Below are 24,363 nucleotides of genomic sequence, written 5' to 3' on the forward strand. Positions count from 1 at the left end.
CGGCCGTGGCTCAGGACGCCTGATGCGGCGCGTCCGCCGGGGTCTCCGCGTCCGCCGGGGTCTCCGCGTCCGCCGGGGTCTCCGCGTCCGGCGGGGTCGGTGCGTCCGCCGGGGTCTCCGCGGCGGCGGTGATGCGGGCGGCCATGCCCGAGAAGATCAGGCCGTGGAACGGCAGCACGGCTAGCCAGTACAGCCGTCCGGTGAGGCCGCGCGGGAAGAAGATCGCCCGCTGCTCATACCGCGCACCCGCGCCGTCTGGCACCGCCCGCAGCTCGAGCCACGCCTCCCCCGGCACCTTCATCTCGGCGCGCAGCCGCAGCAGGTGCCCGGCGTCGGTCTGCTCCACGGCCTCGACGCGCCAGAAGTCGATCGCGTCGCCCACCCGAGCGGCGGTGCGGCTGCGGCGGCCGCGGCGCAGACCGACGCCGCCCACCACGCGGTCCATCCAGCCGCGCACGGCCCACAGCAGCGGCGAGGAGTACCAGCCGTTCTCGCCGCCGATGCCCAGGATCACGCGCCACAGTTCCGCGACGGAGGCGTGCGTGCGCACCGAGCGGGCGTCGGTGAACACGGTGCGTCCGGCCCAGTCGGGGTCGCTCGGCAGCGGGTCGCTGGGCGCGCCGGACACCTCCGCATCTTGCCAGCTGGTCTCGATGGCGTCGGCGTCGACGCGGCCGAGGGCGAGCGTGACGGCGCGGCGGTACGGGGTGAGGCCGCCGTTCGGCCGAGGGATCAGCTCGTCGATCGCGTGGTCCTTCATGATGCACTCGTTCTGCAGGGATGCCACGAGCGGTCGGGCGATCGATCGCGGCACCGGCGTCACGAGGTTCACCCAGTGCGAGGCCAGCTCGGGCGTGAGCACGGGCAGCGCGGCGATCGCACGCTGACGGAGCCCCGCCTCGACCGCGTAGCCGTTCATCATCTGTCCGTAGCGCAGCACGTCGGGGCCGCCGATGTCGACCGCGCGGTTCACGTCGGGGTCGAGGCGGGCGGCACCGAGCAGGTAGTGCAGCACGTCGCGCACGGAGATCGGCTGGATGCGGTTGCGCACCCACTTCGGCGCGGGCATGTAGGGCAGCACGTCGGTGAGGTGGCGGATCATCTCGAAGGATGCGGAGCCGGAGCCGATCACGACCCCGGCCTGGAGCACGAGGGTCGGCACGCCGGAGTCGAGCAGGATCTCGCCGACGCGCACCCGGGAGCGCAGGTGGGGGGAGAGCGTCACGTCGTCGGGGTGCAGTCCGCCGAGGTAGACGATGCGCCGCACTCCCGCCGCGGCGGCGGCGCGGGCGACCGTGTGCGCGGCCCGCTCGTCGCTCTCCTCGAAGCCCTTGCCCGCGGACATCGAGTGGATCAGGTAGTACACGACGTCCACGTCGTCCATCGCGCGGGCGACGGCGTCGGCGTCGTCGGCGGATCCCTCGACGATCTCGCAGTCGTCCCCCCAGGTGAACGACGCGGCGCGCGCGGCGTCTCGGGCGAGCACCCGCACGCGGTAGCCGGCGTTGAGCAGGCGGGGGGTGAGGCGGCCGCCGATGTAGCCGGTGGCGCCGAGGACGAGGGCGCGGGGAGCGGAACCGTCGGCGCGGGGGACGGCCCGCAGCATCTCTTCGCGCCCGGTGGGCTGGGTGAGCTCGCTCATGGTCCGAGCGTAGGCGGGGGAGCGGACGATCGGAACGGGCTTGCGGCGGTCGCGGTGCGCGGATAGCCGTCCGGCTCGCGGCCTCGCTCGCGGCCTCGATCGCGGGCAGTCGCCGAGGGGGCGCCCGACGGGGTACGGTCGTACTCGTGACTTCTATCGAATCGATTCGACGCACGCGGCCCGACCGGCAGACGCGCCGCGCCAGGATCGCCGTCTCGGCGCTGTTCCTCACCAACGGCGCCCTGTTCGCGAACATCCTCCCGCGCTACCCGGAGATCAAGTCGGCCCTCGGCCTGGACAACCTCGGCTACGGCGTCGCGATCGCGGCCTTCCCCGCGGGAGCCATCGCGGCCGGGCTGCTTGCGGCCGTCCTGATCCGGCGCTTCGGCTCGGCCCGCGTCGCCGTGATCGGCACGGTGCTCACGAGCCTCGGGCTGCTGTCGGCCGCCCTCGCGCCGTCGGGAGTGCTGTTCGCCCTGGCGCTGCTGCTGGGCGGAGCCTCCGACGCGATCACTGATGTCGCCCAGAACGCGCACGGCCTCCGCGTGCAGAAGCGCTACGGCCGCTCGATCATCAACGGCTTCCACGCGATCTGGTCGACCGGTGCCGTGCTGGGCGGGGTCATGGCCGCCGGGGCGATCGCGCTGCACCTGCCGCTCGCCGTGCACCTGGGGATCTCGACGGCGCTGTTCGCCGCGGTCGCGCTCGTGGCGCTGGGCTTCTGCCTCCCTGGTCGCGACGACGACGCGGAGGAGGCCGCGGCCGAGCCGGGCGAGCTGGCGGGGCAGGTGCGCCGAGGTGTGCCGCCGCGGACGGTCGTCGCGATCGTGGCGCTGACCCTCATCGCGATGGCGGGTGCGGTCGCGGAGGATGCGGGCAACTCGTGGGCCACGCTGTACCTGGGCGACTCGCTGGGGGCTGCCGCCGCGATCGCCCCGCTCGGCTTCATCGCCCTCGTCGGTGCGCAGTTCATCGGGCGGCTGCTGGGCGACCCCCTGACCGATCGGTTCGGGCAGCGCGCGGTGGCGGCGGTCGGTGGCCTGATCGCGGCGGTCGGGATGACGCTCGCGCTCGCCTTCCCGAGCGTTCCCGGCACGATCCTGGGGTTCGCCGCCGTGGGGTTCGGCATCGCCACGCTCATCCCGGCCGCCATGCACGCGGCCGACGAGCTGCCGGGACTGCGTCCGGGGGTGGGGCTGACGCTCGTGTCATGGCTGCTGCGCCTGGGCTTCCTGCTGTCGCCGCCGTTCGTGGGATATCTCGCGGAGACGCAGAGCCTGGCGGCCGGGCTGATCGTCGCCCCGGCGGCGGCACTGGTCGCGGTGCTGCTGTCGGGCTTCCTCGACGGGCGGCGACCGCGCGACTGATCTGCAATACAAGGGTTGCAAGAGAGAGGGCGCTGTGCAACGCTAGAGTTGCGGTCGTCGTCATTCCGACGCCGACCCGAGAAAGGAACCATCATGGTGGACATGACTCGCAGTGACGCAGCGGTGGTCGACGAGGAAGCCTTCTCCGTCCGTCGGACCATCCGCATCGACGCCCCCATCGGCAAGGTCTGGCAGGCGGTGGCCGAGCCGGAGCACGTGTCGCGCTGGTTCGGTCGCACGGAGCTCGCGGGCTCCGGGGTGGGCGCGACCGGGACGATGACGTTCCCCGACTACGACGTGATCCCGCTGCGGGTGGAGGAGTTCGACGCCCCGCGCCGCATCACCTACCGGTGGAACAACGACGACGCGCTTGGCAGCCTGCCCGAGCGGATCGACGAGGCGACCTCCACCGTCTTCACCTTCACGCTCGACGAGGTCGACGGCGGCACGCAGCTCACGGTCGTGGAGAGCGGGTTCGACCGCACGTCCGACCCGCGCGCGAACCTGGAGTCGCACCGCACCGGCTGGGAGCTCGAACTCGACAAGCTCGTCGCACTCGTCGAGGACCGCACGTGACGGCGCCGACCCTTCTGCCCGTGCTCTCGGCCCTCGCCGACGAGACGAGGTGGAGCATCCTGACCGCGCTCGGCGAGGGCGACGCCTCCGCGTCCGCCCTCGCCGGGCGGCTGCCCGTCTCGCGGCAGGCCATCGCGAAGCACCTCGGTGTGCTGCAGGAGGTCGGGCTGGTCGAACCGGTGCGCGTGGGCCGCGAGGTGCGGTTCCGCGTGATCGGCGCCGAGCTGTCGGCCACCGCCACCGCGCTGGACGCGATCGGCCGCGAGTGGGACCGTCGCCTCGCCGCGATCAAGCAGATCGCGGAAGGGCTCTAGGCCATCTCCTTCGCGGCCTCGGCGTCGCCATGCTCCCCGTCGGCCTCCGCAGCCTCTTCGATCGCGGCCGTCATGCCGACCAGGAAGCGCATCACGGTACCGCGTTCGGCGTCGGACAGCTCATCGACGAGGCTCAGCATCCGGCGGTGCATGGCGCCGAGCGTCGCGCGCACCTCTTCATCGCTGCTGACGGTGGGGACGACGATGCCCGCGCGACGGTCGGTCGGATGCGGCTCGCGGCGCGCGTGACCTCCGCGCTCCAGGCGGTCGATCAGCGTGGTGGTCGATGCCGTGGAGATGTCGAGCATCCGGGCGATGTCGATCGGTCGCACGATGCGCCCGGCCCGCTGTTCGCGGAGCAGGAAACGCAGGGCCACGAGGTCGGTCTCGTTCATGCCCATCGAGGCGCGGGTGCGGGCGCGCATGGCGGTCTCGGCGCTGCGGTAGCGGCGCAGCATGTTCAGCACGTCGACGGTGGAGGCGGTGTCGCTCTCGGGGTACCAGTATCCGGAGGCGTGGAACTCGCCTCTGCTGTCGGTCACGCGACCTCCCCCTCGTCGCTCGACCCGGCCTCCCGCTCGAGCATCTCCATCGCGCCCGTCTCGACCTCGGCCGGGACGATGCGCAGGAGGCCACCCGTGATGGCGTCGGTCTCGGCGCCGATGATCTGCTCGATCCGGCGTCGCGTGACGGAGGGGAAGCGCTCCTCCAGGCGTTCGAGCAGATCGGCGTAGCTGATGTACGACGCCTCCTCGAGACTGAATCGCTCGGGCATGGCATCCTTTCGGGGGCGATGTCTCCATCATCGCATCCCGGAAGTGCCCGATCGCGCGGAATAATCGCTAGTCTGCCTCGTTGTCAGACTGTCGAGGTAGCATGGGCTGCGGGGAAGGAGTACTCGGCATGGGGAAGACCAGCACGGATGTGGCGACGTCGTCGCTCGCGCGCGATGTAGACGACTTCCGTCGCGCCGACGCCCAGCTCAACCGCCGCCTCGCCGCCCGCCGCGAGCCCAACGACACCGACCGGGCCGCGATGCACTTCATCGGCACCGCGCCGGCCGAGCGTCCCCTCACCCCCCGCGACCTCGCCGGCTTCCTCGGCATCAGCACTGCGGCGGTGACGAGCGTGATCCGCCGCCTGTCGGAGCGCGGGCAGATCGTGGTCGCGCCGCATCCGCTGGATGCCCGGTCCAAGGTGCTGCGTCCCTCCCTGCGCGACCTCCATTCGCAGGGCGACGAGCTGTCGGTGCGGGTGGCGGCGCTCGCCGACGAGTTCACCGAGCAGGAGGCGGCTGCGATCTCGCGGTTCCTGCGGCGCCTGACCGACGAGCTCGGCGACCTCCCCTGACCCGACTTGATTTAACTAGTTAAACTAGTAAACTATCCTCGTCCAGCTTTCTGCACGAGGAGAGATCATGGGAACCCTGACGTACGCGAATGCCACCGCTCCGATCGAGATCGACGACGAGGTGCTCGCGCATCTCCGAGCCGCAACCGTCACCAAGCTCCGCCGCAACGAGCCGTTCGCTCTCACCGTGCCCACGGGAGACGGACAGTCGGAGACGCTGTGGATGCACGCGTCCATCCCGGTGCGCTTCGCCCTCGACTCCACGGTCGAGCTGCACCGGCCGCTCCTGGCGCGCCTGATGCAGGCCGCGAGCTCCACCGGAGGCCTCGACCTCACCGACTCCGAGCTGTCGCTCGAGCTGGCATCGCGTGAGCTGCACGCGATGACCGCCTGAAAACGGAGGATGCAAGCCAGCCTCACCGTTCATCGTGGTCCTCTCGAAGGGCTCTTGGACCACGTGCGGTGATGGCCTCGGCGAGAACGGAGCGGGGGCTCCGCCTCGCCATCGAGCGGCATCCGGCCGCCTGGGATTCGGGTTCCCGGCCGCCGGATGCCGCTCCGTCTGTCACAGGGCGGTGTAGCCGCCGTCGACCAGGTGGTAGCTGCCGGTGATGAAGCTCGCGGCGTCGCTCGCGAGGAACACCACGAGGTTCGCGACCTCGTCGGCCTGCCCGAGCCGACCGATCGGGTGCTTCGACACGAGGAACTCCTTCGCTTCGTCTCCCATGTTCGCCAGCAGCGGGGTGTCGATGAAGCCGGGGCCGACCGAGTTCACGCGCACGCCCTGCGCCGAGTACTCCAGTGCGGCCGTCTTGGTCATGCCGACCACGCCGTGCTTGGCCGTGACGTAGGCGGGCGATCCCGCGAAGCCGACGCTGCCGAGGATCGAGGCGATGTTCACGACCGAGCCGCCGCCGTTCGCGAGGATCGACGGGATCTGCGCCTTCATGTTGCGGAACACGGCGTTGAGGTTGATCGCGATGACCTTGTCCCACGCGTCCTCCTCGTAGTCGGCCGTCGGGGCGGTGGCGCCGCCGATGCCGGCGTTGTTGACGCCGATGCGCAGGGGCGCGAGGGAGTTCGCGAGCTCGACCGACGAGGCGATCCAGGCGGGGTCGGTCGCGTCGCCGACCGAGGCCTCGGCGGTGCCGCCCGCGGCGCGGATCTCGTCGACCACGGCCTGCGCGTGCTCCGCGTTCAGGTCGTTCACGACGACCGACGCGCCGTTCTGCGCCAGCAGCTGCGCGACCGAGCGGCCGATGCCGCTGCCTGCTCCCGTCACGATCGCCGAGCGGTTCGAGACGTCGTACTGAGCCACGAGAGACTCCTCTTCCGGGCGGGCGCGGTGCCGGGAGATCTTCTCGGACGGTCCGTCCTTCCCTCCAGCCTACGCCGGAATATCGGAGGTGGATTCACGTGAATGGAAGTCAGCGGAGGACTCGGTAGCGCAGATGAGCCTCGCTCGCGAACGCCGACGTCTCCAGCCTCTCCAGCTCGATGCGCTGCCCGAGGCCCGCGAACAGGGAGATGCCGTCGCCGAGCAGTACCGGTGCCACGTCGAGATGGATCTCGTCGACCAGCCCGAGGCGAAGGCACTGGCGCGAGATGCTTCCGCCGAGCAGGCTCACCCACCCGTCGCCGGCGGCCTGCGAGGCGCGCTCGACGGCCTCGGCGATGTCGTCCACGACGAACGTGTAGGTGATGCCGTCGCGCTCGATCGGCTCGTGGGGGTGGTGCGTCATGAGGAAGACCGGCACTCGGAGCATGCCGCCGTAGGGGATCTCTCCGTCGTCGATCGTCTGCGTCCTGTTCGCGCCGCCGACGATGGCTCCGATGCGGCTCGTGACGCGCTCGACGACGGTGTCGTCTTCGGGGGCGGATGGTTGACCGAACATCCAGTCGACACCGCCGTCCGCATCGGCGAGGAATCCGTCGAGTGTGACGGTGGCATGGACGATCACCGTGGCCATGAGTGCTCCTTCGAAGAGATGAGTTGAGTGACTTGCCTCAAACCGTATGTGGAGTGGAGAGGGAAGTCAATGCGCTCACTACTATGGGATACTGGAGGCATGACTCGCGGCGACTCCTCCTATCACCGAGCGCTGGCGGCGATGAACCGGGAGGCGATCCTCGCCGCCGCGACACCGCTGTTCCTCGAATCCGGATATGACCGCACGTCGCTGGCTCGCGTCGCCGAGCGAGCAGGGGTCTCCACCGCCACGCTGTTCAAGCAGTTCCCGACCAAGGCGGCGCTGTTCGAGGCGGCGGTGCTCGCGGCCGGAGGAGCGCGCGACCCAGACCCCGTGGAGGTGTCGACGGACGACTTCGAGGAGGGGCTCGTGGCGCTCGGGCACGCCTACGCGGAACTGGTGACCCGTGCGCAGATGGTCGACCTGATGCGGACCGTCATCGCCGAGTCGCCGAAGTTCCCCGAGGTGCGGGAGCGGACGTTCGACTTCGGCACGCTCCCCGTGCTGGAGGCGCTGGGGCGCTTCCTTCGGGCATCGCACGCGGCGGGCACAGCGGACATCCCCGAACCGGACCGCACCTCGGCGCAGTTCCTCGGGATGATCGCCTCCGAGGTGTTCTGGCCGCGCCTCGTGCACGGCACCTGGTCGATCACGGGCGCCGAGCAGCGACGGGTCGTCGAGGAGGCCGCGCGCACGATCGCCGCGCGCCACGCGGCGCGGTCCGCGGCGGCTGAGTGATCGCACCGCTCGTCGCCCGGGTCGCCCTGGTGTGGCTCGAGAAGGGAGGGGGACCCCCGTGAACGGAGATCACGCCGGGGGCGTGACGGGACCGCCGCTGTGCACCGGACGCACCTCGACGCCCCCGCCGGACAGCAACGACGGGTCCTTCCGGGCGAGATGGATGGCCTCGTCGATGTCGGCGGCATCCAGGATGTAGAACCCGGCGACGACGTCCCCCGACCCGTAGGGCCCGTCGGTCGGGCCGTCCGCCCGCAGCGTGCGCGCCATCGACCGAGGGGTCAGCGCGTACGCGGCCCGCATGCGGCCGGACGCGACCAGGGAGTCGAAGTGCTCATCGCACTCCTGCAGCTCCTCCGGGGTCGCCGTGCGGGTGTGTCGGGAGTCGCCGGCGTAGATCAGGATCGCGAACCGGGGCACGTCAGGACTCGTCCCAGGGGAGCTTCACCAGCGGCAGGATGTAGATCCGGCCCGCGATCGCGACGGGATGCTTCGCCATGAAGGCGGCGGCCTCGTCGATCGAGTCGGCGGTGACGAGGTCGTAACCCGCGAACCACTCCTTGAACTCCGGGAACGGGCCGTCGGTGATCATCGTCTTCCCGTCGCGGACCGCGACGGATTTCGCCTGTTCGGGTCCGGCGACCGGGCCGCCGTCTCCGAGGCGCCCCGCCGCGTCGCCCTCGGTCGCCCAGCGTTCGAGGATCTCCTGATCCTCCGCGCGGGCCAGCGGGGTCCCGGTGGAATCGGACATGTGGATGACGAGGTAGGTGCTGCTCATGGGGTGTCTCCGTTTCTTGTGAGGTGAGTGCGGCGGCGGATGAGGTGCGCGGTCTCGGCGGTGTTGCCGCCGAGGGCGATCGCGCGGTCGTAGGCGGAGCGGGCCTCGGCCGGTCGGTCGAGCGCACGCAGCAGCTCGGCACGCGCGACGTGGAAGGCGTGGTGGCCGTCGAGGGTCTCGGCGAGCGGCTCGATCATCGCGAGGGCGACCTGCGGGGAGTCGAACTCGGAGACCGCGATCGCCTTGTTGAGGGTGATGACGGGGCTCGGATCGATCTGCTCGAGCCGCGTGTACAGCGACACGATCCGATCCCAGTCGGTGTCCCGCGCGTCGGCGGCGGTGACGTGCACCGCGTTGATCGCGGCCAGCAGCAGATACCGTCCCGGACGCCCGGCCTCCCGCTCGTCGGCGCGGGAGTGCAGGAGCTGCAGGCCCTCCGCGATGGCGGACCGGTCCCACGCTGTCCTGTCCTGTTCGTCCAGCCGCACGAGCTCGCCGTCGGGGGACACGCGTGCGGCGGCTCGCGCCTCGGTGAGCAGCATGAGGGCGAGAAGCCCGGTCACCTCCGGGTCGTCGGGGAGGAGGTCGTGGGCGAGTCTCGTGAGGCGGATCGCCTCGGCGGTCAGGTCCCGCCGGAGCGGGGGCGAGTCCGGGCCGGATGCGAGATACCCCTCGTTGAACACGAGATACAGCACGGTCAGGACGGCGTCGGTGCGGGCGGGGAGGTCCTCCGCGCGCGGGATCGTGAACGGGATCCGGGCGGCCTTGATCTTCGCCTTCGCCCGGGAGATGCGCTGGCCCATCGTGGTGTCCTGCACGAGGAACGCGTGGGCGATCTCCGCGACGCTGAGGCCGCCCACCATGCGCAGTGTCAGGGCGACGCGGGCCTCCAGCGGCAGCGTCGGGTGGCAGCAGATGAACAGCAGGCGCAGTCGATCGTCCTCCACCACACCCGCGGACGCCGGCGGGTCTGTGTCGTGCAGCATCATCGCCTCCCGGTGCTTCTCGTCGCGACGAGCCTCGCGACGGAGCCGATCGATCGCACGGCGGTTCGCCGTGGTCGTCACCCAGCCGGCCGGGTTCGGCGGGATGCCGTGCGCCGGCCAGTGCTCCACGGCTGCCGCGAACGCCTCCGCGGCCATCTCCTCGGCCAGATCGAGGTCGCCGAAGCGGCGCGCCAGTCCGGCGACGATCCGGGTCCATTCCTCCCGATGCGTCCGCGTGATGGCATCCCCCGCGCGGGAGGGCGTCGGCGTCACGACGCCCTCCGCGTCGACAGGGCCGCGAAGACGCGCCGGATCGGAGCGAGTCGTGCACCGCTCCCGCGAGGCACGGGCGGGACGGCGATCCGGCGATCGGCGAGGGCCGCTCGCCTTTGCCACGCGACGGACCCCTGGTGCGTTGCCGTGTCGTGGAGCAGCAGCGCCATCATCGGATCAGTATGCACGGGTGCCGCCTTCCGGGGTGAGGGGAGCCCGAGGACTCCGGACACTCACACCACGAACGGCACCCGCGCATTTCGACAACTCTGCCGAGACAGGCTCCAGTCCTCCTGGTTACCTCGTCAGGGCGTATCCGTGTTCCGCGAGCGCCCGCGCGAGGAACGACGCGTACCAGGTGGGCCACTGCTCGTCGTAGACGCCGCCGAGCTGTTCGCGCTCGTAGATGCCGTGGGCCGCAGCGGTCGTGCGGAGCAGTTCCTCGAGAACGCCCGCTGCGCGTTCGGTGTCGATCGACTCGGTCATCGATCAGCGCCCGGGGAGTCGGTCGATCACCTGCTGGATGATCCACTCGTTGCCGTCGGGGTCGTCGAACGAGGCGTACGACGCGTAGCTGTCGTGATCCTCGTTCGGCCCGTCGACGCGGTTGTGGCCGTCGGCCCAGTGGAAGACGCCGTCGGCGTCGTGCCAGATCGGGGTGATGTCGATCCCGCGGTCGGCGAGTTCCTGCCGGGCACCCGCGAGGTCGGGGGTGACCAGATGCAGCCCGTGTGCGCTGCCGGGACGAGCCGACGTGAGCTGCTCGCCGAAGATGATCGAGGCGCTCGATCCCGGTGGGGTGAACTGCACGACGCGCAGTCCGCGATCGGTGGCGAAGTCGGCGTCCTCGCGGAAACCGATTCTGCTGTAGAAATCCTTGGCGCGGTCGACGTCGGAAACGGGGAGGACGACGATTTCGAGGGCGAGTTCCATGGGTGCTGGTCCTGTTCTTGCGGGTGGGGGCGGTCAGCGGGCGCTGAAGGCGGAGGTGAACGACTTCTTGAGGCCGGGGGTGCCGAGGAGGGGCAGGAGCGCGGCGAGCACCCGGGGGCCGAAGGCGGCAGGGGTTCTGGTCAGCGTGACGTCGATGAGCGTGCCCTCCCCGGCGGGGGTGAAGCGGAAGTCCCAGCCGCCGCCGGCGCCGAACACCTTGGAGTCGTGGGTGACCATCGTCGCGGAGCCCGCGGTGGTGTCCCACTCGTAGCGCCCGCGCTCCCAGGTGGCGTCGTTGCCCTCGGTGACCTCGGCCCAGTTCGCTCCGCGGTCGTGCACGTGGAAGTGCTCGGGCTCGATGCCCGACCAGGTCTTGGTGCGAGTGGCACTGAAGTCGGTGAGGACGGACATGGCGGCCGTGGGGGAGAGCGGCGAGGACACCTGGAAACGGGTGACGGACATCGGGGGCCTTTCGGAGAGTAACCGTTTAGAATGGTTACACTCTGGCAGTGCTCGAATAACCTGTCAAGCTGGTTACCTCAACTCGCTCGATACCCGTTAGAGTGGTTACGTGATGCACGCCTTCCCCTGTGGGACTCTCGCTCTCGATTTCGTGGGCACGCTTCGCGCGCGCCGCGATCCTGAGCCGCGCGAGATGCTCGCCGACGGTCCCGCGCTCGACGCCTGGTTCGTCGAAGCCGGTGTCATCGGCGAGGCGCCCGCGGCGGGCCGGACGGAGCTGGAGCGCGCGATCGAGCTGCGCGAGGCCATCTACGACTGCGCTCTCGCACGACTGCAGGGGCACGGACTGCCGAGTGCGGCCGTCGGCGTGCTCAACCGCTGGGCCGGCTCCGCCCCCGTGCGGCTGATGCTCGACGACGCCTCCACCCGGCGAGAGGGATCGGCCGCGAACGGGCTCGCGACGGTGGCGCGCAACGCCGTCGAGCTCTTCGGTGGTGACGACGCCGCGCTGCTCCGCGAGTGCGGGCGGCCGGGCTGCACGCAGGTGTACGTCGACCGTTCGCGGGGCGGTCGCCGGGAATGGTGCTCGATGCGCACCTGTGGCAACCGCGTCAAGGCCGCACAGTTCCGGGCTCGTCACCGCGACGCCCCCGCGAGCGCGTCCGCCTGAGCTTCACAGGGACGCTCGACGGAGTCGGCCCTGCTCGTCGATCTCGATCACCAGCTCGATGCCGAGACGTCTCAGGAAGTCGGCGTCGTGACTCACGACCAGGAGGGCGCCGCGGTAGCTTCCGAGCGCTTCGATGAGCTGATCCACGCTCGTGATGTCGAGATTGTTCGTCGGCTCGTCGAGGATGAGCAGCTGAGCCGGCGGTTCGACCAGGAGCAGCTGGGCCAGGCTGACACGGAAACGCTCACCGCCCGACAGGGTTCCGACGGGTCTGTCGGCGGCCGCGCCACGGATGAGGAGGCGCGCGAGCTGGTTGCGCACGGTATCCGGCGCGGAGGCGGGAGCGGCACGCTGAACGATCGTGAACGCGGACTGCGCATCGTCGAGTCCGTCGAGTCGCTGCGGGAGGTAGCCGACCCGGTCCGTCAGCAGCGATCCGGACGGGCGTCCCGCCGAGACGGGCTCACCGCGGAGAAGGCGTTCCAGCAGCGTCGACTTGCCGGCCCCGTTCGGCCCGACGAGCGCGACGCGCTCTGGTCCCTGGATGACGATCGTCGTCTCGCCGTCGGAGAGCTCGGCGATGCGGCGCGCACGCGGAACATCGGGGTCAGGCAGGGTGAGATGGATGTGCTCCTCGGCGCGAACGCGTGCGTCGGCCGCGTCGACGGCGGCCTGAGCGCTGCGCACCTTGTCGTCCAGGGTCGTCCGCATCGATCCGGCGGCGGCCTGCGCCTTGCTCGCCCTGTTGCCGGCCATGATCTTCGGGATGCCGCCGCTGGCCTGCGTCTTCTTGCCGGTGCGCTCACGCCTGGCGAGCTTCGTCTCCGCTTCGATGCGCTGCTTCTTCTCCACCTTCAACGCCTGCTGCGCGGTCCGTGCGGCCTGGCTCGCGGCCGCCTGCTCCAGCTCCAGGTGCGCGGTGAACTCGCTGTACGGGCCGCCGAAGACCGAGAGGTTCCCGGCGTGCAGCTCCGCGGTCGCATCCATGTGCTCGAGCAGTTCCACATCATGGCTCACCACGATGAGCGTTCCCGGCCACTGGTCGACGAGTTCCGCCAACCGCCCGCGGGTCCGACGGTCGACGTTGTTCGTCGGCTCGTCAAGCAGGGTGATCGCCGTACGTCGCACACGCAGTCCTGAGATGGCGATCAACATCGCTTCGCCGCCGGACAGTTCTCCGACGCGTCGATCCAGCGCGGTGTCGGCGAATCCCAGCTGGCTCAGGGCCTCGTTCGCGCGCGGCTCGATGTCCCAGTCGTCGCCGATGGTGTCGAAATGGCGCACGTCGACGTCGCCGCCCTCGATGGCACGGATCGCAGCGAGGATGTCGTGCACCCCGAGGAGCTCGGCGATGGTCGCGTCGTGTCCCAGCGTCAGCATCTGCGGGAGATAGCCGACGTCGCCGGCGGTGTGGATGCGACCGCGCGACGGCGTCAGGTCGCCGGCGATGAGGCGGAGGAGGGTGGACTTTCCGGCGCCGTTCCTGCCGATGAGGCCGGTTCGGCCCGCTGTGAAGCTGCCGGTCACGTCGTCGAGCGCGAGCGTGCCGTCCGGCCACTCGAAGGAGACGTTCTGAAGGGTGATGACGGATGAGGTCGACATGAGGATCTCTCGTGTTCTGCCCGGTGCGGGCTGCTGACGGAGTCAGCGGGGTCGGAAATGGGCGCGCTGAGGATTCAGCGGGATGCGGCCCCGTGCGACCGAACGGCGCGCGACGCGGACGTTCGATGCCCATCCGTGCTCGCGAACGGAATGCGCGTCAGCGGCGGATGCGGTGGTCGACGACCGGGCGATGGCCCGGCTCGTCGCGGGAGGGAAGGGGGCGCAGCGGGATGTGGCCAGATGGCCGGCGCCTACGCTCTGTCGACCTCGTCGATTTCCATGGCTCGATCCTAGCGTCGCCTCACCGACGACGACGACCCGGGGCGACGTCGCCACACATACCTCTTGACACGCCCGCACGCCAGGCATAACGTACAACCAAATGGTTGCACGAACAGAACTGAGCGAAGCGGAGGTCGACCGTGTGTTCCACGCACTGGCGACGTCGACCCGGCGCGACATCCTGCGCCGGACGATCGAGCGGGAGCAGTCCGTCTCGACCCTCGCCGCCGAATACGAGATGTCGTTCGCGGCTGTCCAGAAGCACGTGGCCGTGCTCGAGGCCGCGAACCTCATCGTCAAGCGCGCCGAGGGACGCGAGCGGCTCGTCCGCGCGAACCCCGAGATGATCGCCCGCGCCAGGGCGCTCCTCGCCCGTTACGAAGAGCTGTGGCGGTCGCGCATCGCCCGGCTCGACGACCTGCTGGCCGAGACGCCCGCCGGTCGCCCCGACAACGACACCACCGACAACGCACGAGAGAACCCAGGAGACTGACATGCCCGTCACCGACGTCACCACCGATGCCGACGACCTCACGATGACCGTCACGGCCGACTTCGCCGCCCCCATCGAGCGGGTCTGGAACGCGTACAGCGATCCGCGCCAGCTCGAGCGCTTCTGGGGTCCTCCCGGCTGGCCCGCCACCTTCACCGTGTGGGACCACACGGTCGGCGGCCGCGCGGTCTACACGATGAACGGACCTCGCGGCGAGAAGTCGACGGGCGTCTGGGAGTTCCTCGCCATCGAGGAACCGCACCGCTTCGAGGTGCTCGACTCCTTCGCCGACGAGCACGGAAAGCCCCTCGACGGCTTCCCCGCGCAGCGCATGAGCTTCACGTTCGATTCCACGCCCGAGGGCACCCGCATGGTCACCACGAGCCACTTCGACTCGGTCGACGCGCTCGAACAGGTCGTCGAGATGGGCCAGGTCGAGGGCATCAAGATGGCGATGGGCCAGCTCGACGCCGTGCTGCAGGACCTCCGCGAGTACGCGCAGGGCAAGGGCACCCGGGTGGAGCTGCTCGACGACACCCACGTGCGCATCACCCGGCTCGTCGAGGGTCCGCGCGAGCTGGTGTGGCGCGCGCACTTCGAGCCCGACCTCATCCGCCAGTGGATGCTCGGCCCGGACGGGTGGGAGATGACCGAATGCACCGCGGCGACCGAGGTCGGCCAGTCGTACCGCAACTCGTGGGCGCCGGTCGGCGACACCGAGGGCGAGCCGTTCGGGTTCGAGGGTGAGGCGCTGCTGATCGACGCCCCGCGCCGCGCCGTCACCACCGAACGCATGCAGGGCATGCCCACCGAGACCGTCAACGACCTGAGCCTCTACGAGGAGGACGGCGCCACGCTCGTCACGGTGCTCATCGAGTACCCCGACAAGGAGACGCGCGACATGATCCTGGCCACCGGCATGGCCGACGGCATGGAGGCCTCGTTCGCCCGCCTGGAACGCGAACTGCTGGCGGTCTGACCGCCGCGTCGTCCACGACTCCTCGGAATCGGCCGGGTCCCTCGTGGATCCGGCCGATTCCGCGTCCCTGCTCGCCGTTTCCGGGGAGTTGTGGACCGCCCGTCGCGGAGGCGCGGCGGCGGACCGGGGTGGAGCGGGATAAAGTGGCGGCACGATGAGGATCACGCGCCGCACCCTGCTCCTCGGCGCCGGAGCCGGTGCCGTCTCGGTGCTTCTCGCCTCCTGCACGCCGGAGCCGAAGCCCACGCCGACGCCCACCCGCACGCGTGAGCCCGAGCCCCCGCCCGGCGTCCCCGCACCTGCCGGCAGCATCCGCAGCACCTGGACCACCGACCCGTTCGCCCTGGGAGCTGCCAGCTTCACCCCCGTCGGAGTGCTCGCCGACGCCCGCGCCGCCCTCGGCCGCCCGGTCGACGATCGCCTCTTCTTCGCGGGCGAGGCCACCGACGAAGACGCCCCCGGCACTGTGCGCGGCGCCATCGCCTCGGGGGAGCGCGTGGTCGACGAGCTGATGGATGCCGCGGGATCGGGGGAGCGCGTCGCCGTGATCGGCGCGGGCCTCGCGGGAGCCACCGCCGCCGCCCTCCTCGCCGACCGGGGCCTGCAGGTGACCGTGTTCGAGGCGCGCGACCGCGTCGGCGGGCGCGTCTTCACCCGCAGCGACGACTCCTGGCCGGTGCCCGTGCAGCTCGGCGCCTGGCTGTTCGGCGAGGACGACGCCGAGGTGCTCGACCGGCTGCGCGCCGGCGACGTGGGAACCGTCGACCTCACCGGCTCGCTGTGGCGTACCCCCGACGGCGACATCGAACCGGTCGACCCCGTGCCCGTCACCACGGCCATCGCCGCCGCCCAGGCCGCCCCGGAAGACGTCTCGGTCACTGACGCGCTGACCGCCGCGGGCATCGACCCCGCGGATCCCTCGACCGCCGCCCTGCTCGACATCCTCGCCGCGCGCACGGGTGCCGCAGCCGACGAGCTCTCCAGCTGGTTCGCGCCGCCGCTGCCCACGGGCGACCCGGCCGCCACCCGCGACAGCCTCGTGCCGTTCGTGGAGCACGCGCTCGACGGAGTGCAGGTCGGCCTGAACTCCCCGGTTGCCCGCCTGGCCTACGACGACACCGGGGTGAGCGTGCGCCTCGGCACCGGGGAGGCCCTGTCGTTCGACCGGGTGGTGGTGACGGTGCCGCTCGGGGTGCTGCAGGACCGCAGCATCGAGTTCGACCCGCCGTTGCCCTTCGCCAACCGCGGCGCGATCTCGGCGCTCGGCATGGGGGCCATCGAGACCGTGTGGCTGCGGTGGGACGAGGCGTTCTGGGAGAACGACGAGGCCGTGTGGCACGCGGTCGGCACCGACGCGGTCATCCCCACCTGGATCAATCTGCGCCCCGTCACGGGCGAGAACGTGCTGGTGGGCATCGTCGGGGGTGCGGCCGCCGCCGAGTTCGCGGAACTCAGCGACGACGACGCGTTCGACGCGGCGCTGGCGTCGCTGACCGTCTACGTCTGAGCCGACGCGCCGACCCGCTCGCGCGCATCGACCGCACCGGCCGGGCTGCCGCGGTCGTCGTCCGGGGGATCGTCGGGCCCGGGATCCGCGTCGGTGCGCAACCGCCGCGGCAACGGCATCCGGCTGATCAGCACCAGGGCGGTCGCGACGATGCTGAACGATGCCAGGGCCACCGCGCACGAGATCACGAACTCGGGCGGACCGCTCACCTGCCGCGGGTCGAGGAAGTAGTACGGATACCAGCCGATCAGCGGGCCACGGATGAGCGTCGCGACACCCCACAGCACCGGATACACGAGGGTGATCGGAACCACACGCCACGGCACGGCTCGATGCCCCGGAGCCAGCGCCCAGGCCGCGACCGTGACCGCCGGCAAGTAGAAGTGCAGCACCTGATCCGACCACGGCACGTCGATGCGGATGCCGCGCACACCCGCCTGCCACACCAGGATCGCGAACACCAGGCCGGCCGTGATCGTCCACGTCAGCACGAGCGCCAGCGCCACCGTGAGCCACCGCGGGTCTCGCGCACGCCGCAGAGCGAGCACCCCCGCGATCGACAGCAGCACCACGAACGCGAGGTTGGACTGGTTCGTCAGGTAGGCGAAGAAGTTCTGGCTCGCGATGGTGTGCGACGCCAGGCCCCAGGCCATGCGGTGGATGAGGGCGACGAGGCAGATGGCGGCTGCGCTCAGACGGAGCAGGCCGAAGACCGTACGGGTCCTCACCGCCGCGTCACCGTCCCCACCATCATCCGCCGAGTCTACGGAGTCCACCCGAGCGCTCGCCGCGTCGCGGGTGGCTGCGCCGTGCGCTCAGATCAGCCGACGCAGGGCCTCTTCGAGCGAGACGCCCTGCGCCTCGGCGCGGTCGCGGAGGCGCGCGTGCTCATCGGACGACAGCGGGATCCGCAGTTCGATCGGGTCGTCGTCGGGGCGGTCGAGGCCGTCGAGCAGGTCGGAGGGCTCCGCCCACAGCGGTTCCGCGTACGACTCGGAGACGGGGGTGGCGGCAGGGCCGGAGGCGGTGGGCGCCCCGGTGATGCGGTCGGAACTCGCGGCCGGAGCGGAGGTCGCCGTCGCGACGGAGGTGGTCTTCGCGGCCGGGGCTGTCCTCTCGGGAGAGCTGGTGGTCGCGGCATGCGCGGCGACGGGGGCGGAGGCGGCGACCGCGGCACCGGCGTCGGTCGCGAGGGTGAAGCCCGGGCCCCGGCGCGGTTCCTGCCCCTGCTGGTACGCCTTCGCCGCCGCGTTCGCGCGCTCGTCCGCTGCCTCGTTCAAGGGGTGCCCCGCGTGGCCCTTGACCCACGAGAACTCCACGTCCCGTCCGCGGATCGCCTCGTCGATGCCCTCCAGCAGGTCGCGGTTGAGCACGGGGCCGCCGTCGGACTTGCGCCATCCGCGGCGCTTCCACCCCGGCATCCACTTCGTCACGGAGTCGATCACGTAGCGGCTGTCGCACTCGATCAGCAGCTTCTCGTCGGTGCCGGCGGTCGCGCGGAGGAGCTCGAGCACGGCCCGCAGCTCGCCCTGGTTGTTGGTGCCGTGCGGGGAACCACCGGCCGCCCAGTTGGCGTCGTCGATGTACCAGGCCCAGCCGTTCGGGCCGGGGTTGCCCAGGGCGGAGCCGTCTGCGGCGGCGGTGATGGTCATCCTTCCACCGTATCGGTGGGGGCCGACGCGGCCGCGCGAGAGGGCAGCGCGGTCAGTCCTCGGGGTCGCTGTTCTCGATCGTCGCGGCCTCGGGCGCGGGCGGTGCGACCGGGAACACGATCGAGCTCACGGAGGCCGGCGCTCCGAGGCCGAGCGTGAGGGGGTCCACCGCGGGGGCCGTGTCGAGGAGGTCGGCGTCGGAGCGTTCGAGCGGCTCGGACGGCAGAGCCCACTGCTGCTCTTCTTCTTCGGGTCGCTGCTGGAAGAGTCCCATGGAGTCCATCATGACCCCGGCCGCACGACCCGCGGTCGCATTCACACGGGATTGATCGCTTGCCCGCGAGCCGGGCTCAGGCGGGGTCGCGGGTCGAGGCGGCGCGCACGGCCTCGACGAGCGTCCGCCAGGGGCCCTCGAGCGCGGAGTCGGGCAGCTCGCGCTCCCGGCGCTCGGAGGGCGTGCGCGCGCGGATGCTCCACATGAAGCGGTCGGCCCCGCGTGACGCGTCGGCGTCCTGGTCCCACGGGCAGAGGTCGATGAGCGTGATCCACTCGTCCGCGTCGGACGGCTCCGCCTCCACACGCCACTGGCGACGGATGCCCGCGATGCCGCCCGATCGCACGACGGCGATCACGACGGGGGCGTCACTCGGAGGTGCCGGGTCCTCGCTCATGCTCATAGACTCCCACGGCGCTCCACGCCCGTCGAGCCGCGGCCGCCGTCTCCTCGTCGACCGCGACGGCCGCGGCCACCGTGGCGTCGGCGAACTCCGTGAACGTGGCCGTGCTCGACAGCCCGCCCGTGAGCGCCCGGTACCAGACGGTTCCCGCGCGCTCCCAGGCGTTGCCGCCGAGGTCGCGCGCGAACAGGGCGAACGCGCGGTTGGGGATGCCCGAGTTGATGTGCACGCCGCCGTTGTCCTCGGTCGTGCGGACGAAGCCGCTCATGTGGTCGGGCTGCGGGTCTTTGCCGAGCTCATCGTCGTCGTAGGCCGTGCCGGGGGCGATCATCGACCGCAGCGCCGCGCCCTGCACGGCCCCGGTGAAGATCTCGGCGCCGATGAGCCAGCTCGCCTGCGCCGCGGTCTGGCCCTGCGCGTACTGCTCGGTGAGCGCGCCGAAGACGTCGGCGAGCGATTCGTTCAGGGCGCCGGGCTGGCCCTGGTACTCCAGGTTCGCGGTGTGCTGCACGACCCCGTGTGCGAGCTCGTGCCCGATCACGGTGAGCGAGCCGGTGAAGCCGCGGAACACCTCGCCGTCGCCGTCGCCGAACACCATGCGCTCGCCGTCCCAGAACGCGTTGTCGTAGTCGACGCCGTAGTGCACGGTCGCGTCGAGCGGCGCCCCCGCGTCGTCGAGCGAGTTGCGCTGGAAGGCGGCCAGCAGCATCTCGAACGTGGCGCCGAGGCCGTCGAAGGCTTCGTTCACGGCGGGGTCGTCAACCGGCGCGTCGTCTTCGCCGCGCACCACGGCGCCCGGCAGCTGCTGCGTGTTGCCGGCGTCGCTGATCGTGCGGTTCGGCGCGTCGGACAGCTGGGCGACGAGGTCGCCGTTCTCGTCGATCGAGAGGTCGATGCGGGCGCGGAACGGTGGACGCCCGGCCGTGAGGGTCTGGCGGGCGGCGGCCGCGGCCTTGGGGAAACGACCCGATTCGGCGAGACGCGCGAGCAGATAGGAGGGGATGACGCCGTGACACGGGGCGAGTTCTGCGCTGCTCATGCTGCGACCCTACGCCCCGCCTCGGACGTTCGCCCGCTCGCTCCTCGGCACCGGGAGGGTCGCAAGCCCGCTCCCTCGTCTCAAACTTGAGATTGAGAATCATTCTCAATAGGGTGACAGAGTCATGAACCTCGCACTCCTCCGGCGGGCAGCCCTCGCCCCCTCCGCCCTCCTCGTCCTCCTCGCCGCCGCCGGGTGCGCCTCCCCGGTCGCGCCCGCTGCGACGGCGGATCCCGATGCGCACGGCATCGACTCGGGCGGCGCCGCGGAGGTCGCCGCGCCCGCCCTCGCCCTCGCTGTCGCGGACGAGCGGGGCGCCCTCACCCTCCTCGATCTCGACACCGAGGAGCGCGTCGTCCTCACTGACGCCGGGGCCGGGAGGGCCGCGGTGTCGGGCGATGGGCGCCTCGTGTTCCTCGCCCGCACCGAGGGCGACGACGCGACCGTGGACGTGGTCGATACCGGGCGCTGGACCGTGCCGCACGGCGACCACACGCACTCGTTCCGGGGCGAGCCGCGGCAGCTCGGCTCGCTGGATGGCCACGGCGAGGTGCGAGTCAGCGGAGCCGGTCAGAGCGCTGCGATCGGGTTCGACGGCGCGGAGGTCGTCCTGCTCCCGCACGACGACCTCACAGCCGGACTCGATGCCGCCCCGCTCGCCCTGACGCACGCAGGCCCGGTCCTCCCGTTCGCCGACCGGCTCCTCGTGCCCACCGCCTCCGGCACCATCCGGATCGTCGACGGCGAGGGCGCCCCTGCCGCCGCGGCCGAGATACCGTGCGGCGCGGTCTCCGACGCCGACCTCACCCGCGTCGGCGCGGTCTTCGCGTGCGCGGAAGGGGCGGTGCTCTTCACCCGGCAGGTGGGCGGAGAGATCGTCGGCGAGGCGATCCCGTATCCGGCCGGAGCCCCCGCGGCGACGCGGCTCGACGGTCGCGCCGACCGGCCGGACCTCGCCGGCGTCGCCGGTGACGACGGTGCATGGCTGCTCGACGTGCGTCAGCGCACCTGGACGCTGATCCCCTCCGACGTCCCGCTCATCCGCGCCGTCGCCATCGGAGACGACGCCGGTCGCACGGTCGCGGTCGACGCGGAGGGACGGCTCCGCGTGCTGGCGCCGGACGGATCCGTGCTGGCCCGCACCGAGCCCCTGCTCGCGGCGACCATCGCAGACCCGGCGCTGCGAGACCGCGTGGAGCTGCGGGTGTCCGCACGACGCGTCTACGTCGCCGATCCCGCCGCGGGAACGGTCTACGAGATCGACAACGGCGACGCGCGCATCACCCGTACCTTCAGCGACCTCGAGGCCGTGTTCCTCCAGCTCGTCGGCTGATCCAGAGTCCTCGGCGCCCCGCGCCGCCGCGCATCCGCGCACCCTGAGAAGAAAGAGAGACGAACCCATGTCCCGACCCCGCAGCCGCCTCGCGCTGGGCGCCCTCGGCGCGATCGCCGCCGTGGCCCTGACCGGATGCGCCGGAGCCTCCCCCGCGTCCCAGAACACCACCGGTGCCGCGCCGGAGCAGCACGACCATCACGAGGCGGAGACCCGCGTCGCCCTCACCTACGACGGTGGCGTGGTCGTGCTCGACGGCGACACCCTCGAGACCCTCGCCGAGGCCGAGCTCGACGGATTCCTGCGCGTGAACGGCGCGGGCGACCACGACGGCCATGTGTTCGTCACGGCCGAGGACGGCTTCCACGTGCTCGACACCGGTCTCGCCTCCGGAGCCGTCGAGTTCACCGGGGAGGTGTTCGAGGCGGTGGCCGCCGGACACGCGACCCCGCACGCCGGCCGCACCGCGCTGTTCGACGACGGCACCGGAGAGGTGCGCGTGTTCGACACCGACGCGGTCGGCACGGGCACCCTCCCGGAGTTCGACACCATCACGTCGGAGGCGGCGCACCACGGGGTGGCCATCGAACTGTCCGACGGCACCGTCCTGTCCACGATCGGCACGGCCGAGGCCCGCAGCGGCGTGCGGCACCTGGCGGCGGACGGCACCGAGCTCGCGCGCGACGAGCGGTGCCCGAGCGTGCACGGGGAGGGCGCGCTGAAGGGGGAGGTCGTGATGTTCGGCTGCGAGGACGGCGTGCTGCTCTTCGCGGACGGCGCTTTCACCAAGCTCGACGCCCCGGACGAGTTCGGGCGCACCGGCAACGCCTACGTGACCGACACCAGCGCCGTCGCGGTCGGCGATTACAAGACGGATCCCGACCAGGAGGGCTACTTCCTGTCGCAGCTGGTGCTGGTCGACACCGCGGCCGCGAGCCTCTCGGTGGTCGATGCCCCGGCCGAGTACACGTGGCGCGGTGTGGGTCGCAGCGCCCACGACGACATCGTGGTGCTGGGCGCCGACGGCAGCCTCACCGTGCTCGACGAGTCCGGTGCGGTGCAGGACTCCTGGTCGGTCATCGACGCGTGGGAGAGCCCGGCCGAGTGGCAGGACCCGCACCCGGGCCTGCGGGTGGTGGGCGACGTCGCCTATGTGACCGAGCCGGCGAAGAAGCGCATCGTCGCGGTCGACCTGCACACGGGAGAGGTGGCGGCCGAGGCCACGCTCGACGTGGTCCCCAACGAGTTCGTGGTGGTGGGTGCCGCCGGGCACTGAGCGCCACGGGACAGGAGGGGCGGATCCGGGTGGGGTCCGCCCCTTCGTCGTGCGGCGATGGCTCACCCTTGACAGGATTGCGTTCTGTATACAGAATACTGGAGAGCCCCGCGGGGTGATCGACCCGAACTTCAACGATGAAAGAGGTAGCGAGATGGCACGTGCTGCGACACGGTATCTGGCCCTGGGCGCCGCCGGAGCGCTCGCACTCGGACTCGCCGCGTGCAGCGGTGGCGGCGGGGGCGGCAGCGTCGACGCCGACGGCAAGGCCACCGTCGTGTGGTCCACCTGGGGCACTCCGGAGGAGCTCACCCGCTACGAGGAGTTCAACAAGGACTTCATGGAGCGCCACCCCGACATCACCGTCAAGCTGCAGCCCGTGGCCGGCTACGGCGACTACCACTCCAAGCTGCTCGCCCAGCTGACCAGCAACACCGCGCCCGACGTGTTCTACGTGGGCGACGACATGATCGGGCAGTTCGTCGACTCGAACCGGCTCATGCCGCTGCGCGAGCTGATGGACTCGAAGGACAGCAAGACCGCCTACGACGACTTCTTCCCCGGCCTGTTCGGTGCGGCCGAGAAGGACGACGAGGTCTACGCGGCGCCCAACGACTCCAACCCCGACGTGTTCTGGTACGACAAGCAGGCGCTCGCCGCGGCCGGTATCACCGAAGACCCCGCGACCCTGGCCGAGAACGGCGAGTGGACCACCGACAAGTTCCTCGAGATGAACGCGGCCCTGCACGACGCGGGGCTCACCGGCACCATGTACTGGAACTACTGGGCCACCCACTGGAGCTGGCTGTCGTCGCAGGGCCTCGACGCCCCGTACGACGACAAGGGGACGTTCGTCGCCAACGAGGACGCCGACACGGTCGAGGCCATGCAGCAGTTCGGCGACCTCTTCCAGGACGGCACCTTCGTGGTGGCCGACACCCTCCCCGACGGCGCCGGTGCCGACAGCGTGTTCGTGACGCACAAGGCCGGGTTCTTCGTGCAGGGCCGCTACACGATCGGCACCGTGAGCGCGGCGGGCGAGCAGGACAGCTACGACATCGTGCGCTGGCCCACCCCCGATGGAGCGGAAGCCCCGACCGGCGTCGCCACGTCGTTCCTCGCGATCAACGGCAAGACCAAGGTGAAGGACGCCGCGTTCACGTTCTGGACCGAGTTCCTCTCCGCAGAGGGACAGACCTTCCGCCTCGAGGGCGGCGGCAACGCGGTCCCGTCCATCAAGGGCGCCGACGAGGTCGTGCTGGAGGGTGACTACCCCGCGCACGCGCAGACCTTCCTCGACATGCGCGACATCGGCTTCGAGGACTACCCCGCCGAGGCACGCATCCCCGGGCTGCCCGTCGCCATCGCGGAGGAGTTCCAGAAGCTCTACGAGGGCAAGGTCGACGCGCAGACCACGCTCGACACGATCGCCGACGTGGTCGCGGAACGGTCGGAGAAGTAGAC

Annotated in this window: 30 protein-coding genes; 13 read left to right on the top strand and 17 right to left on the bottom strand. The window is 71.1% G+C overall.

Translation table 11 applies throughout. From position 1 onward, the window contains the following. Positions 1-10: 10 nt before the first annotated feature. Positions 11-1,642: an SDR family oxidoreductase gene (locus DW297_RS12695; RefSeq protein ID WP_240744616.1), complete on the bottom strand. Its 1,632-nt coding sequence runs from the start codon at positions 1,640-1,642 to the stop codon at positions 11-13. Positions 1,643-1,797: 155 nt separating this feature from the next. On the opposite strand from DW297_RS12695, the gene DW297_RS12700 reads away from it, so the two are divergent. From DW297_RS12700 to DW297_RS12710, 3 genes are all read left to right on the top strand, one after another. Continuing rightward, complete coding sequence (locus tag DW297_RS12700; RefSeq protein ID WP_136032993.1) at positions 1,798-3,009, top strand: MFS transporter; 1,212 nt, start codon at positions 1,798-1,800, stop codon at positions 3,007-3,009. Between the two features lie 102 nt (positions 3,010-3,111). Then, positions 3,112-3,585: an SRPBCC domain-containing protein gene (locus DW297_RS12705; RefSeq protein ID WP_240744617.1), complete on the top strand. Its 474-nt coding sequence runs from the start codon at positions 3,112-3,114 to the stop codon at positions 3,583-3,585. Beyond that, positions 3,582-3,899: an ArsR/SmtB family transcription factor gene (locus DW297_RS12710; RefSeq protein WP_168442859.1), complete on the top strand. Its 318-nt coding sequence runs from the start codon at positions 3,582-3,584 to the stop codon at positions 3,897-3,899. The genes DW297_RS12705 and DW297_RS12710 overlap by 4 nt, the downstream gene beginning before the upstream one ends. Here DW297_RS12710 and DW297_RS12715 read toward each other — a convergent pair. Then, positions 3,896-4,441, bottom strand: coding sequence for a MarR family winged helix-turn-helix transcriptional regulator (locus DW297_RS12715; RefSeq protein ID WP_206251996.1), 546 nt, complete (start codon positions 4,439-4,441; stop codon positions 3,896-3,898). The two genes, DW297_RS12710 and DW297_RS12715, sit on opposite strands and share 4 nt — an antisense overlap. Further along, a complete protein-coding gene (locus DW297_RS12720) occupies positions 4,438-4,674 on the bottom strand; it encodes a hypothetical protein (protein ID WP_136032935.1) in 237 nt (78 codons plus the stop codon). The genes DW297_RS12715 and DW297_RS12720 overlap by 4 nt, the downstream gene beginning before the upstream one ends. Before the next feature lie 128 nt (positions 4,675-4,802). Between DW297_RS12720 and DW297_RS12725 the strand changes: the two genes are divergently transcribed. Together DW297_RS12725 and DW297_RS12730 are read left to right on the top strand one after the other, a co-directional pair. Further along, a complete protein-coding gene (locus DW297_RS12725) occupies positions 4,803-5,249 on the top strand; it encodes a MarR family winged helix-turn-helix transcriptional regulator (protein WP_136032937.1) in 447 nt (148 codons plus the stop codon). Positions 5,250-5,316: 67 nt separating this feature from the next. Beyond that, entirely contained in the window at positions 5,317-5,643 is a 327-nt protein-coding gene (locus tag DW297_RS12730) for a DUF7882 family protein (RefSeq protein WP_136032939.1), read from the top strand. Positions 5,644-5,814: 171 nt separating this feature from the next. On the opposite strand, the gene DW297_RS12735 is transcribed toward DW297_RS12730, so the two are convergent. Then, on the bottom strand, positions 5,815-6,567 hold the full coding sequence (locus DW297_RS12735) for an SDR family NAD(P)-dependent oxidoreductase (RefSeq protein ID WP_136032941.1): 753 nt from the start codon (positions 6,565-6,567) through the stop codon (positions 5,815-5,817). A 109-nt stretch (positions 6,568-6,676) separates the two neighbouring features. Continuing rightward, positions 6,677-7,219 carry a dihydrofolate reductase family protein gene (locus tag DW297_RS12740; RefSeq protein WP_136032942.1) on the bottom strand — a complete coding sequence of 181 codons (543 nt, stop codon included), beginning with the start codon at positions 7,217-7,219 and terminating at the stop codon, positions 6,677-6,679. Positions 7,220-7,318: 99 nt separating this feature from the next. On the opposite strand from DW297_RS12740, the gene DW297_RS12745 reads away from it, so the two are divergent. After that, positions 7,319-7,957: a TetR/AcrR family transcriptional regulator gene (locus DW297_RS12745; protein WP_136032944.1), complete on the top strand. Its 639-nt coding sequence runs from the start codon at positions 7,319-7,321 to the stop codon at positions 7,955-7,957. Positions 7,958-8,026: 69 nt separating this feature from the next. Here the strand turns inward: DW297_RS12745 and DW297_RS12750 are convergent, their stop codons facing one another. From DW297_RS12750 to DW297_RS12775, 6 genes are all read right to left on the bottom strand, one after another. Further along, a complete protein-coding gene (locus tag DW297_RS12750) occupies positions 8,027-8,377 on the bottom strand; it encodes a YciI family protein (protein ID WP_136032946.1) in 351 nt (116 codons plus the stop codon). A gap of 1 nt (position 8,378) precedes the next feature. Next, positions 8,379-8,735 (bottom strand): YciI family protein, encoded by a 357-nt coding sequence (locus DW297_RS12755; RefSeq protein ID WP_136032948.1) that lies wholly within the window; start codon positions 8,733-8,735, stop codon positions 8,379-8,381. Beyond that, positions 8,732-9,994 (bottom strand): RNA polymerase sigma factor, encoded by a 1,263-nt coding sequence (locus DW297_RS12760; RefSeq protein WP_136032950.1) that lies wholly within the window; start codon positions 9,992-9,994, stop codon positions 8,732-8,734. Before DW297_RS12760 ends, DW297_RS12755 begins: the two co-directional genes overlap by 4 nt. 297 nt (positions 9,995-10,291) lie before the next feature. Beyond that, the gene (locus DW297_RS12765; protein WP_136032952.1) at positions 10,292-10,480 is read right to left on the bottom strand and encodes a hypothetical protein; all 189 of its coding nucleotides are present in this window, start codon (positions 10,478-10,480) and stop codon (positions 10,292-10,294) included. Positions 10,481-10,483: 3 nt separating this feature from the next. After that, positions 10,484-10,927 (bottom strand): VOC family protein, encoded by a 444-nt coding sequence (locus tag DW297_RS12770; RefSeq protein ID WP_136032954.1) that lies wholly within the window; start codon positions 10,925-10,927, stop codon positions 10,484-10,486. Positions 10,928-10,960: 33 nt separating this feature from the next. Continuing rightward, positions 10,961-11,389 carry a hypothetical protein gene (locus tag DW297_RS12775; RefSeq protein ID WP_136032955.1) on the bottom strand — a complete coding sequence of 143 codons (429 nt, stop codon included), beginning with the start codon at positions 11,387-11,389 and terminating at the stop codon, positions 10,961-10,963. 112 nt (positions 11,390-11,501) lie between these two features. Between DW297_RS12775 and DW297_RS12780 the strand changes: the two genes are divergently transcribed. Then, the gene (locus DW297_RS12780; protein ID WP_136033000.1) at positions 11,502-12,059 is read left to right on the top strand and encodes a CGNR zinc finger domain-containing protein; all 558 of its coding nucleotides are present in this window, start codon (positions 11,502-11,504) and stop codon (positions 12,057-12,059) included. A gap of 3 nt (positions 12,060-12,062) precedes the next feature. On the opposite strand, the gene DW297_RS12785 is transcribed toward DW297_RS12780, so the two are convergent. After that, a complete protein-coding gene (locus DW297_RS12785) occupies positions 12,063-13,661 on the bottom strand; it encodes an ABC-F family ATP-binding cassette domain-containing protein (protein WP_136032957.1) in 1,599 nt (532 codons plus the stop codon). Between the two features lie 382 nt (positions 13,662-14,043). On the opposite strand from DW297_RS12785, the gene DW297_RS12790 reads away from it, so the two are divergent. From DW297_RS12790 to DW297_RS12800, 3 genes are all read left to right on the top strand, one after another. Beyond that, the gene (locus DW297_RS12790) at positions 14,044-14,436 is read left to right on the top strand and encodes an ArsR/SmtB family transcription factor (RefSeq protein WP_136032959.1); all 393 of its coding nucleotides are present in this window, start codon (positions 14,044-14,046) and stop codon (positions 14,434-14,436) included. 1 nt (position 14,437) lies between these two features. Next, on the top strand, positions 14,438-15,415 hold the full coding sequence (locus tag DW297_RS12795; RefSeq protein WP_136032961.1) for an SRPBCC family protein: 978 nt from the start codon (positions 14,438-14,440) through the stop codon (positions 15,413-15,415). A gap of 154 nt (positions 15,416-15,569) precedes the next feature. After that, positions 15,570-16,922 carry a flavin monoamine oxidase family protein gene (locus DW297_RS12800; protein ID WP_136032963.1) on the top strand — a complete coding sequence of 451 codons (1,353 nt, stop codon included), beginning with the start codon at positions 15,570-15,572 and terminating at the stop codon, positions 16,920-16,922. On the opposite strand, the gene DW297_RS12805 is transcribed toward DW297_RS12800, so the two are convergent. From DW297_RS12805 to DW297_RS12825, 5 genes are all read right to left on the bottom strand, one after another. Then, positions 16,913-17,650 (bottom strand): Pr6Pr family membrane protein, encoded by a 738-nt coding sequence (locus DW297_RS12805; protein ID WP_240744618.1) that lies wholly within the window; start codon positions 17,648-17,650, stop codon positions 16,913-16,915. The two genes, DW297_RS12800 and DW297_RS12805, sit on opposite strands and share 10 nt — an antisense overlap. Before the next feature lie 87 nt (positions 17,651-17,737). Then, positions 17,738-18,574 (bottom strand): ribonuclease H family protein, encoded by an 837-nt coding sequence (locus DW297_RS12810; protein ID WP_136032964.1) that lies wholly within the window; start codon positions 18,572-18,574, stop codon positions 17,738-17,740. Between the two features lie 52 nt (positions 18,575-18,626). After that, positions 18,627-18,848, bottom strand: a complete 222-nt coding sequence (locus tag DW297_RS12815; protein ID WP_136032966.1) for a hypothetical protein — start codon at positions 18,846-18,848, stop codon at positions 18,627-18,629. A gap of 76 nt (positions 18,849-18,924) precedes the next feature. After that, positions 18,925-19,245, bottom strand: coding sequence for a protealysin inhibitor emfourin (locus DW297_RS12820; protein WP_136032968.1), 321 nt, complete (start codon positions 19,243-19,245; stop codon positions 18,925-18,927). Continuing rightward, entirely contained in the window at positions 19,217-20,290 is a 1,074-nt protein-coding gene (locus DW297_RS12825) for a M4 family metallopeptidase (protein ID WP_136032970.1), read from the bottom strand. The genes DW297_RS12820 and DW297_RS12825 overlap by 29 nt, the downstream gene beginning before the upstream one ends. Positions 20,291-20,414: 124 nt before the next feature. On the opposite strand from DW297_RS12825, the gene DW297_RS12830 reads away from it, so the two are divergent. The 3 genes from DW297_RS12830 to DW297_RS12840 all read left to right on the top strand — a co-directional run bounded on the left by DW297_RS12830 (position 20,415) and on the right by DW297_RS12840 (position 24,361). After that, a complete protein-coding gene (locus tag DW297_RS12830) occupies positions 20,415-21,623 on the top strand; it encodes an ABC transporter (protein ID WP_136032972.1) in 1,209 nt (402 codons plus the stop codon). A 67-nt stretch (positions 21,624-21,690) separates the two neighbouring features. Beyond that, the gene (locus tag DW297_RS12835; RefSeq protein WP_136032974.1) at positions 21,691-22,899 is read left to right on the top strand and encodes a hypothetical protein; all 1,209 of its coding nucleotides are present in this window, start codon (positions 21,691-21,693) and stop codon (positions 22,897-22,899) included. A 154-nt stretch (positions 22,900-23,053) separates the two neighbouring features. Next, positions 23,054-24,361, top strand: coding sequence for an ABC transporter substrate-binding protein (locus DW297_RS12840; RefSeq protein ID WP_136032976.1), 1,308 nt, complete (start codon positions 23,054-23,056; stop codon positions 24,359-24,361). Positions 24,362-24,363 lie beyond the last annotated feature (2 nt).

This window comes from Microbacterium sp. PF5, from assembly GCF_004794315.1.
Taxonomy (GTDB): Bacteria; Actinomycetota; Actinomycetes; order Actinomycetales; family Microbacteriaceae; genus Microbacterium; species Microbacterium sufflavum.

Bases quoted from the DNA above. Each gene is read 5' to 3' on its own strand.
- DW297_RS12755 (WP_136032948.1), bottom strand. From the start codon at position 8,735: ATGAGCAGCACCTACCTCGTCATCCACATGTCCGATTCCACCGGGACC.
- DW297_RS12785 (WP_136032957.1), bottom strand. From the start codon at position 13,661: ATGTCGACCTCATCCGTCATCACCCTTCAGAACGTCTCCTTCGAGTGG.
- DW297_RS12695 (WP_240744616.1), bottom strand. From the start codon at position 1,642: ATGAGCGAGCTCACCCAGCCCACCGGGCGCGAAGAGATGCTGCGGGCC.
- DW297_RS12810 (WP_136032964.1), bottom strand. From the start codon at position 18,574: ATGACCATCACCGCCGCCGCAGACGGCTCCGCCCTGGGCAACCCCGGC.
- DW297_RS12780 (WP_136033000.1), top strand. From the start codon at position 11,502: ATGCACGCCTTCCCCTGTGGGACTCTCGCTCTCGATTTCGTGGGCACG.
- DW297_RS12825 (WP_136032970.1), bottom strand. From the start codon at position 20,290: ATGAGCAGCGCAGAACTCGCCCCGTGTCACGGCGTCATCCCCTCCTAT.
- DW297_RS12745 (WP_136032944.1), top strand. From the start codon at position 7,319: ATGACTCGCGGCGACTCCTCCTATCACCGAGCGCTGGCGGCGATGAAC.
- DW297_RS12800 (WP_136032963.1), top strand. From the start codon at position 15,570: ATGAGGATCACGCGCCGCACCCTGCTCCTCGGCGCCGGAGCCGGTGCC.
- DW297_RS12815 (WP_136032966.1), bottom strand. From the start codon at position 18,848: ATGGGACTCTTCCAGCAGCGACCCGAAGAAGAAGAGCAGCAGTGGGCT.
- DW297_RS12740 (WP_136032942.1), bottom strand. From the start codon at position 7,219: ATGGCCACGGTGATCGTCCATGCCACCGTCACACTCGACGGATTCCTC.
- DW297_RS12720 (WP_136032935.1), bottom strand. From the start codon at position 4,674: ATGCCCGAGCGATTCAGTCTCGAGGAGGCGTCGTACATCAGCTACGCC.
- DW297_RS12770 (WP_136032954.1), bottom strand. From the start codon at position 10,927: ATGGAACTCGCCCTCGAAATCGTCGTCCTCCCCGTTTCCGACGTCGAC.
- DW297_RS12820 (WP_136032968.1), bottom strand. From the start codon at position 19,245: ATGAGCGAGGACCCGGCACCTCCGAGTGACGCCCCCGTCGTGATCGCC.
- DW297_RS12835 (WP_136032974.1), top strand. From the start codon at position 21,691: ATGTCCCGACCCCGCAGCCGCCTCGCGCTGGGCGCCCTCGGCGCGATC.
- DW297_RS12795 (WP_136032961.1), top strand. From the start codon at position 14,438: ATGCCCGTCACCGACGTCACCACCGATGCCGACGACCTCACGATGACC.
- DW297_RS12705 (WP_240744617.1), top strand. From the start codon at position 3,112: ATGACTCGCAGTGACGCAGCGGTGGTCGACGAGGAAGCCTTCTCCGTC.
- DW297_RS12725 (WP_136032937.1), top strand. From the start codon at position 4,803: ATGGGGAAGACCAGCACGGATGTGGCGACGTCGTCGCTCGCGCGCGAT.
- DW297_RS12765 (WP_136032952.1), bottom strand. From the start codon at position 10,480: ATGACCGAGTCGATCGACACCGAACGCGCAGCGGGCGTTCTCGAGGAA.
- DW297_RS12830 (WP_136032972.1), top strand. From the start codon at position 20,415: ATGAACCTCGCACTCCTCCGGCGGGCAGCCCTCGCCCCCTCCGCCCTC.
- DW297_RS12790 (WP_136032959.1), top strand. From the start codon at position 14,044: ATGGTTGCACGAACAGAACTGAGCGAAGCGGAGGTCGACCGTGTGTTC.
- DW297_RS12730 (WP_136032939.1), top strand. From the start codon at position 5,317: ATGGGAACCCTGACGTACGCGAATGCCACCGCTCCGATCGAGATCGAC.
- DW297_RS12840 (WP_136032976.1), top strand. From the start codon at position 23,054: ATGGCACGTGCTGCGACACGGTATCTGGCCCTGGGCGCCGCCGGAGCG.
- DW297_RS12775 (WP_136032955.1), bottom strand. From the start codon at position 11,389: ATGTCCGTCACCCGTTTCCAGGTGTCCTCGCCGCTCTCCCCCACGGCC.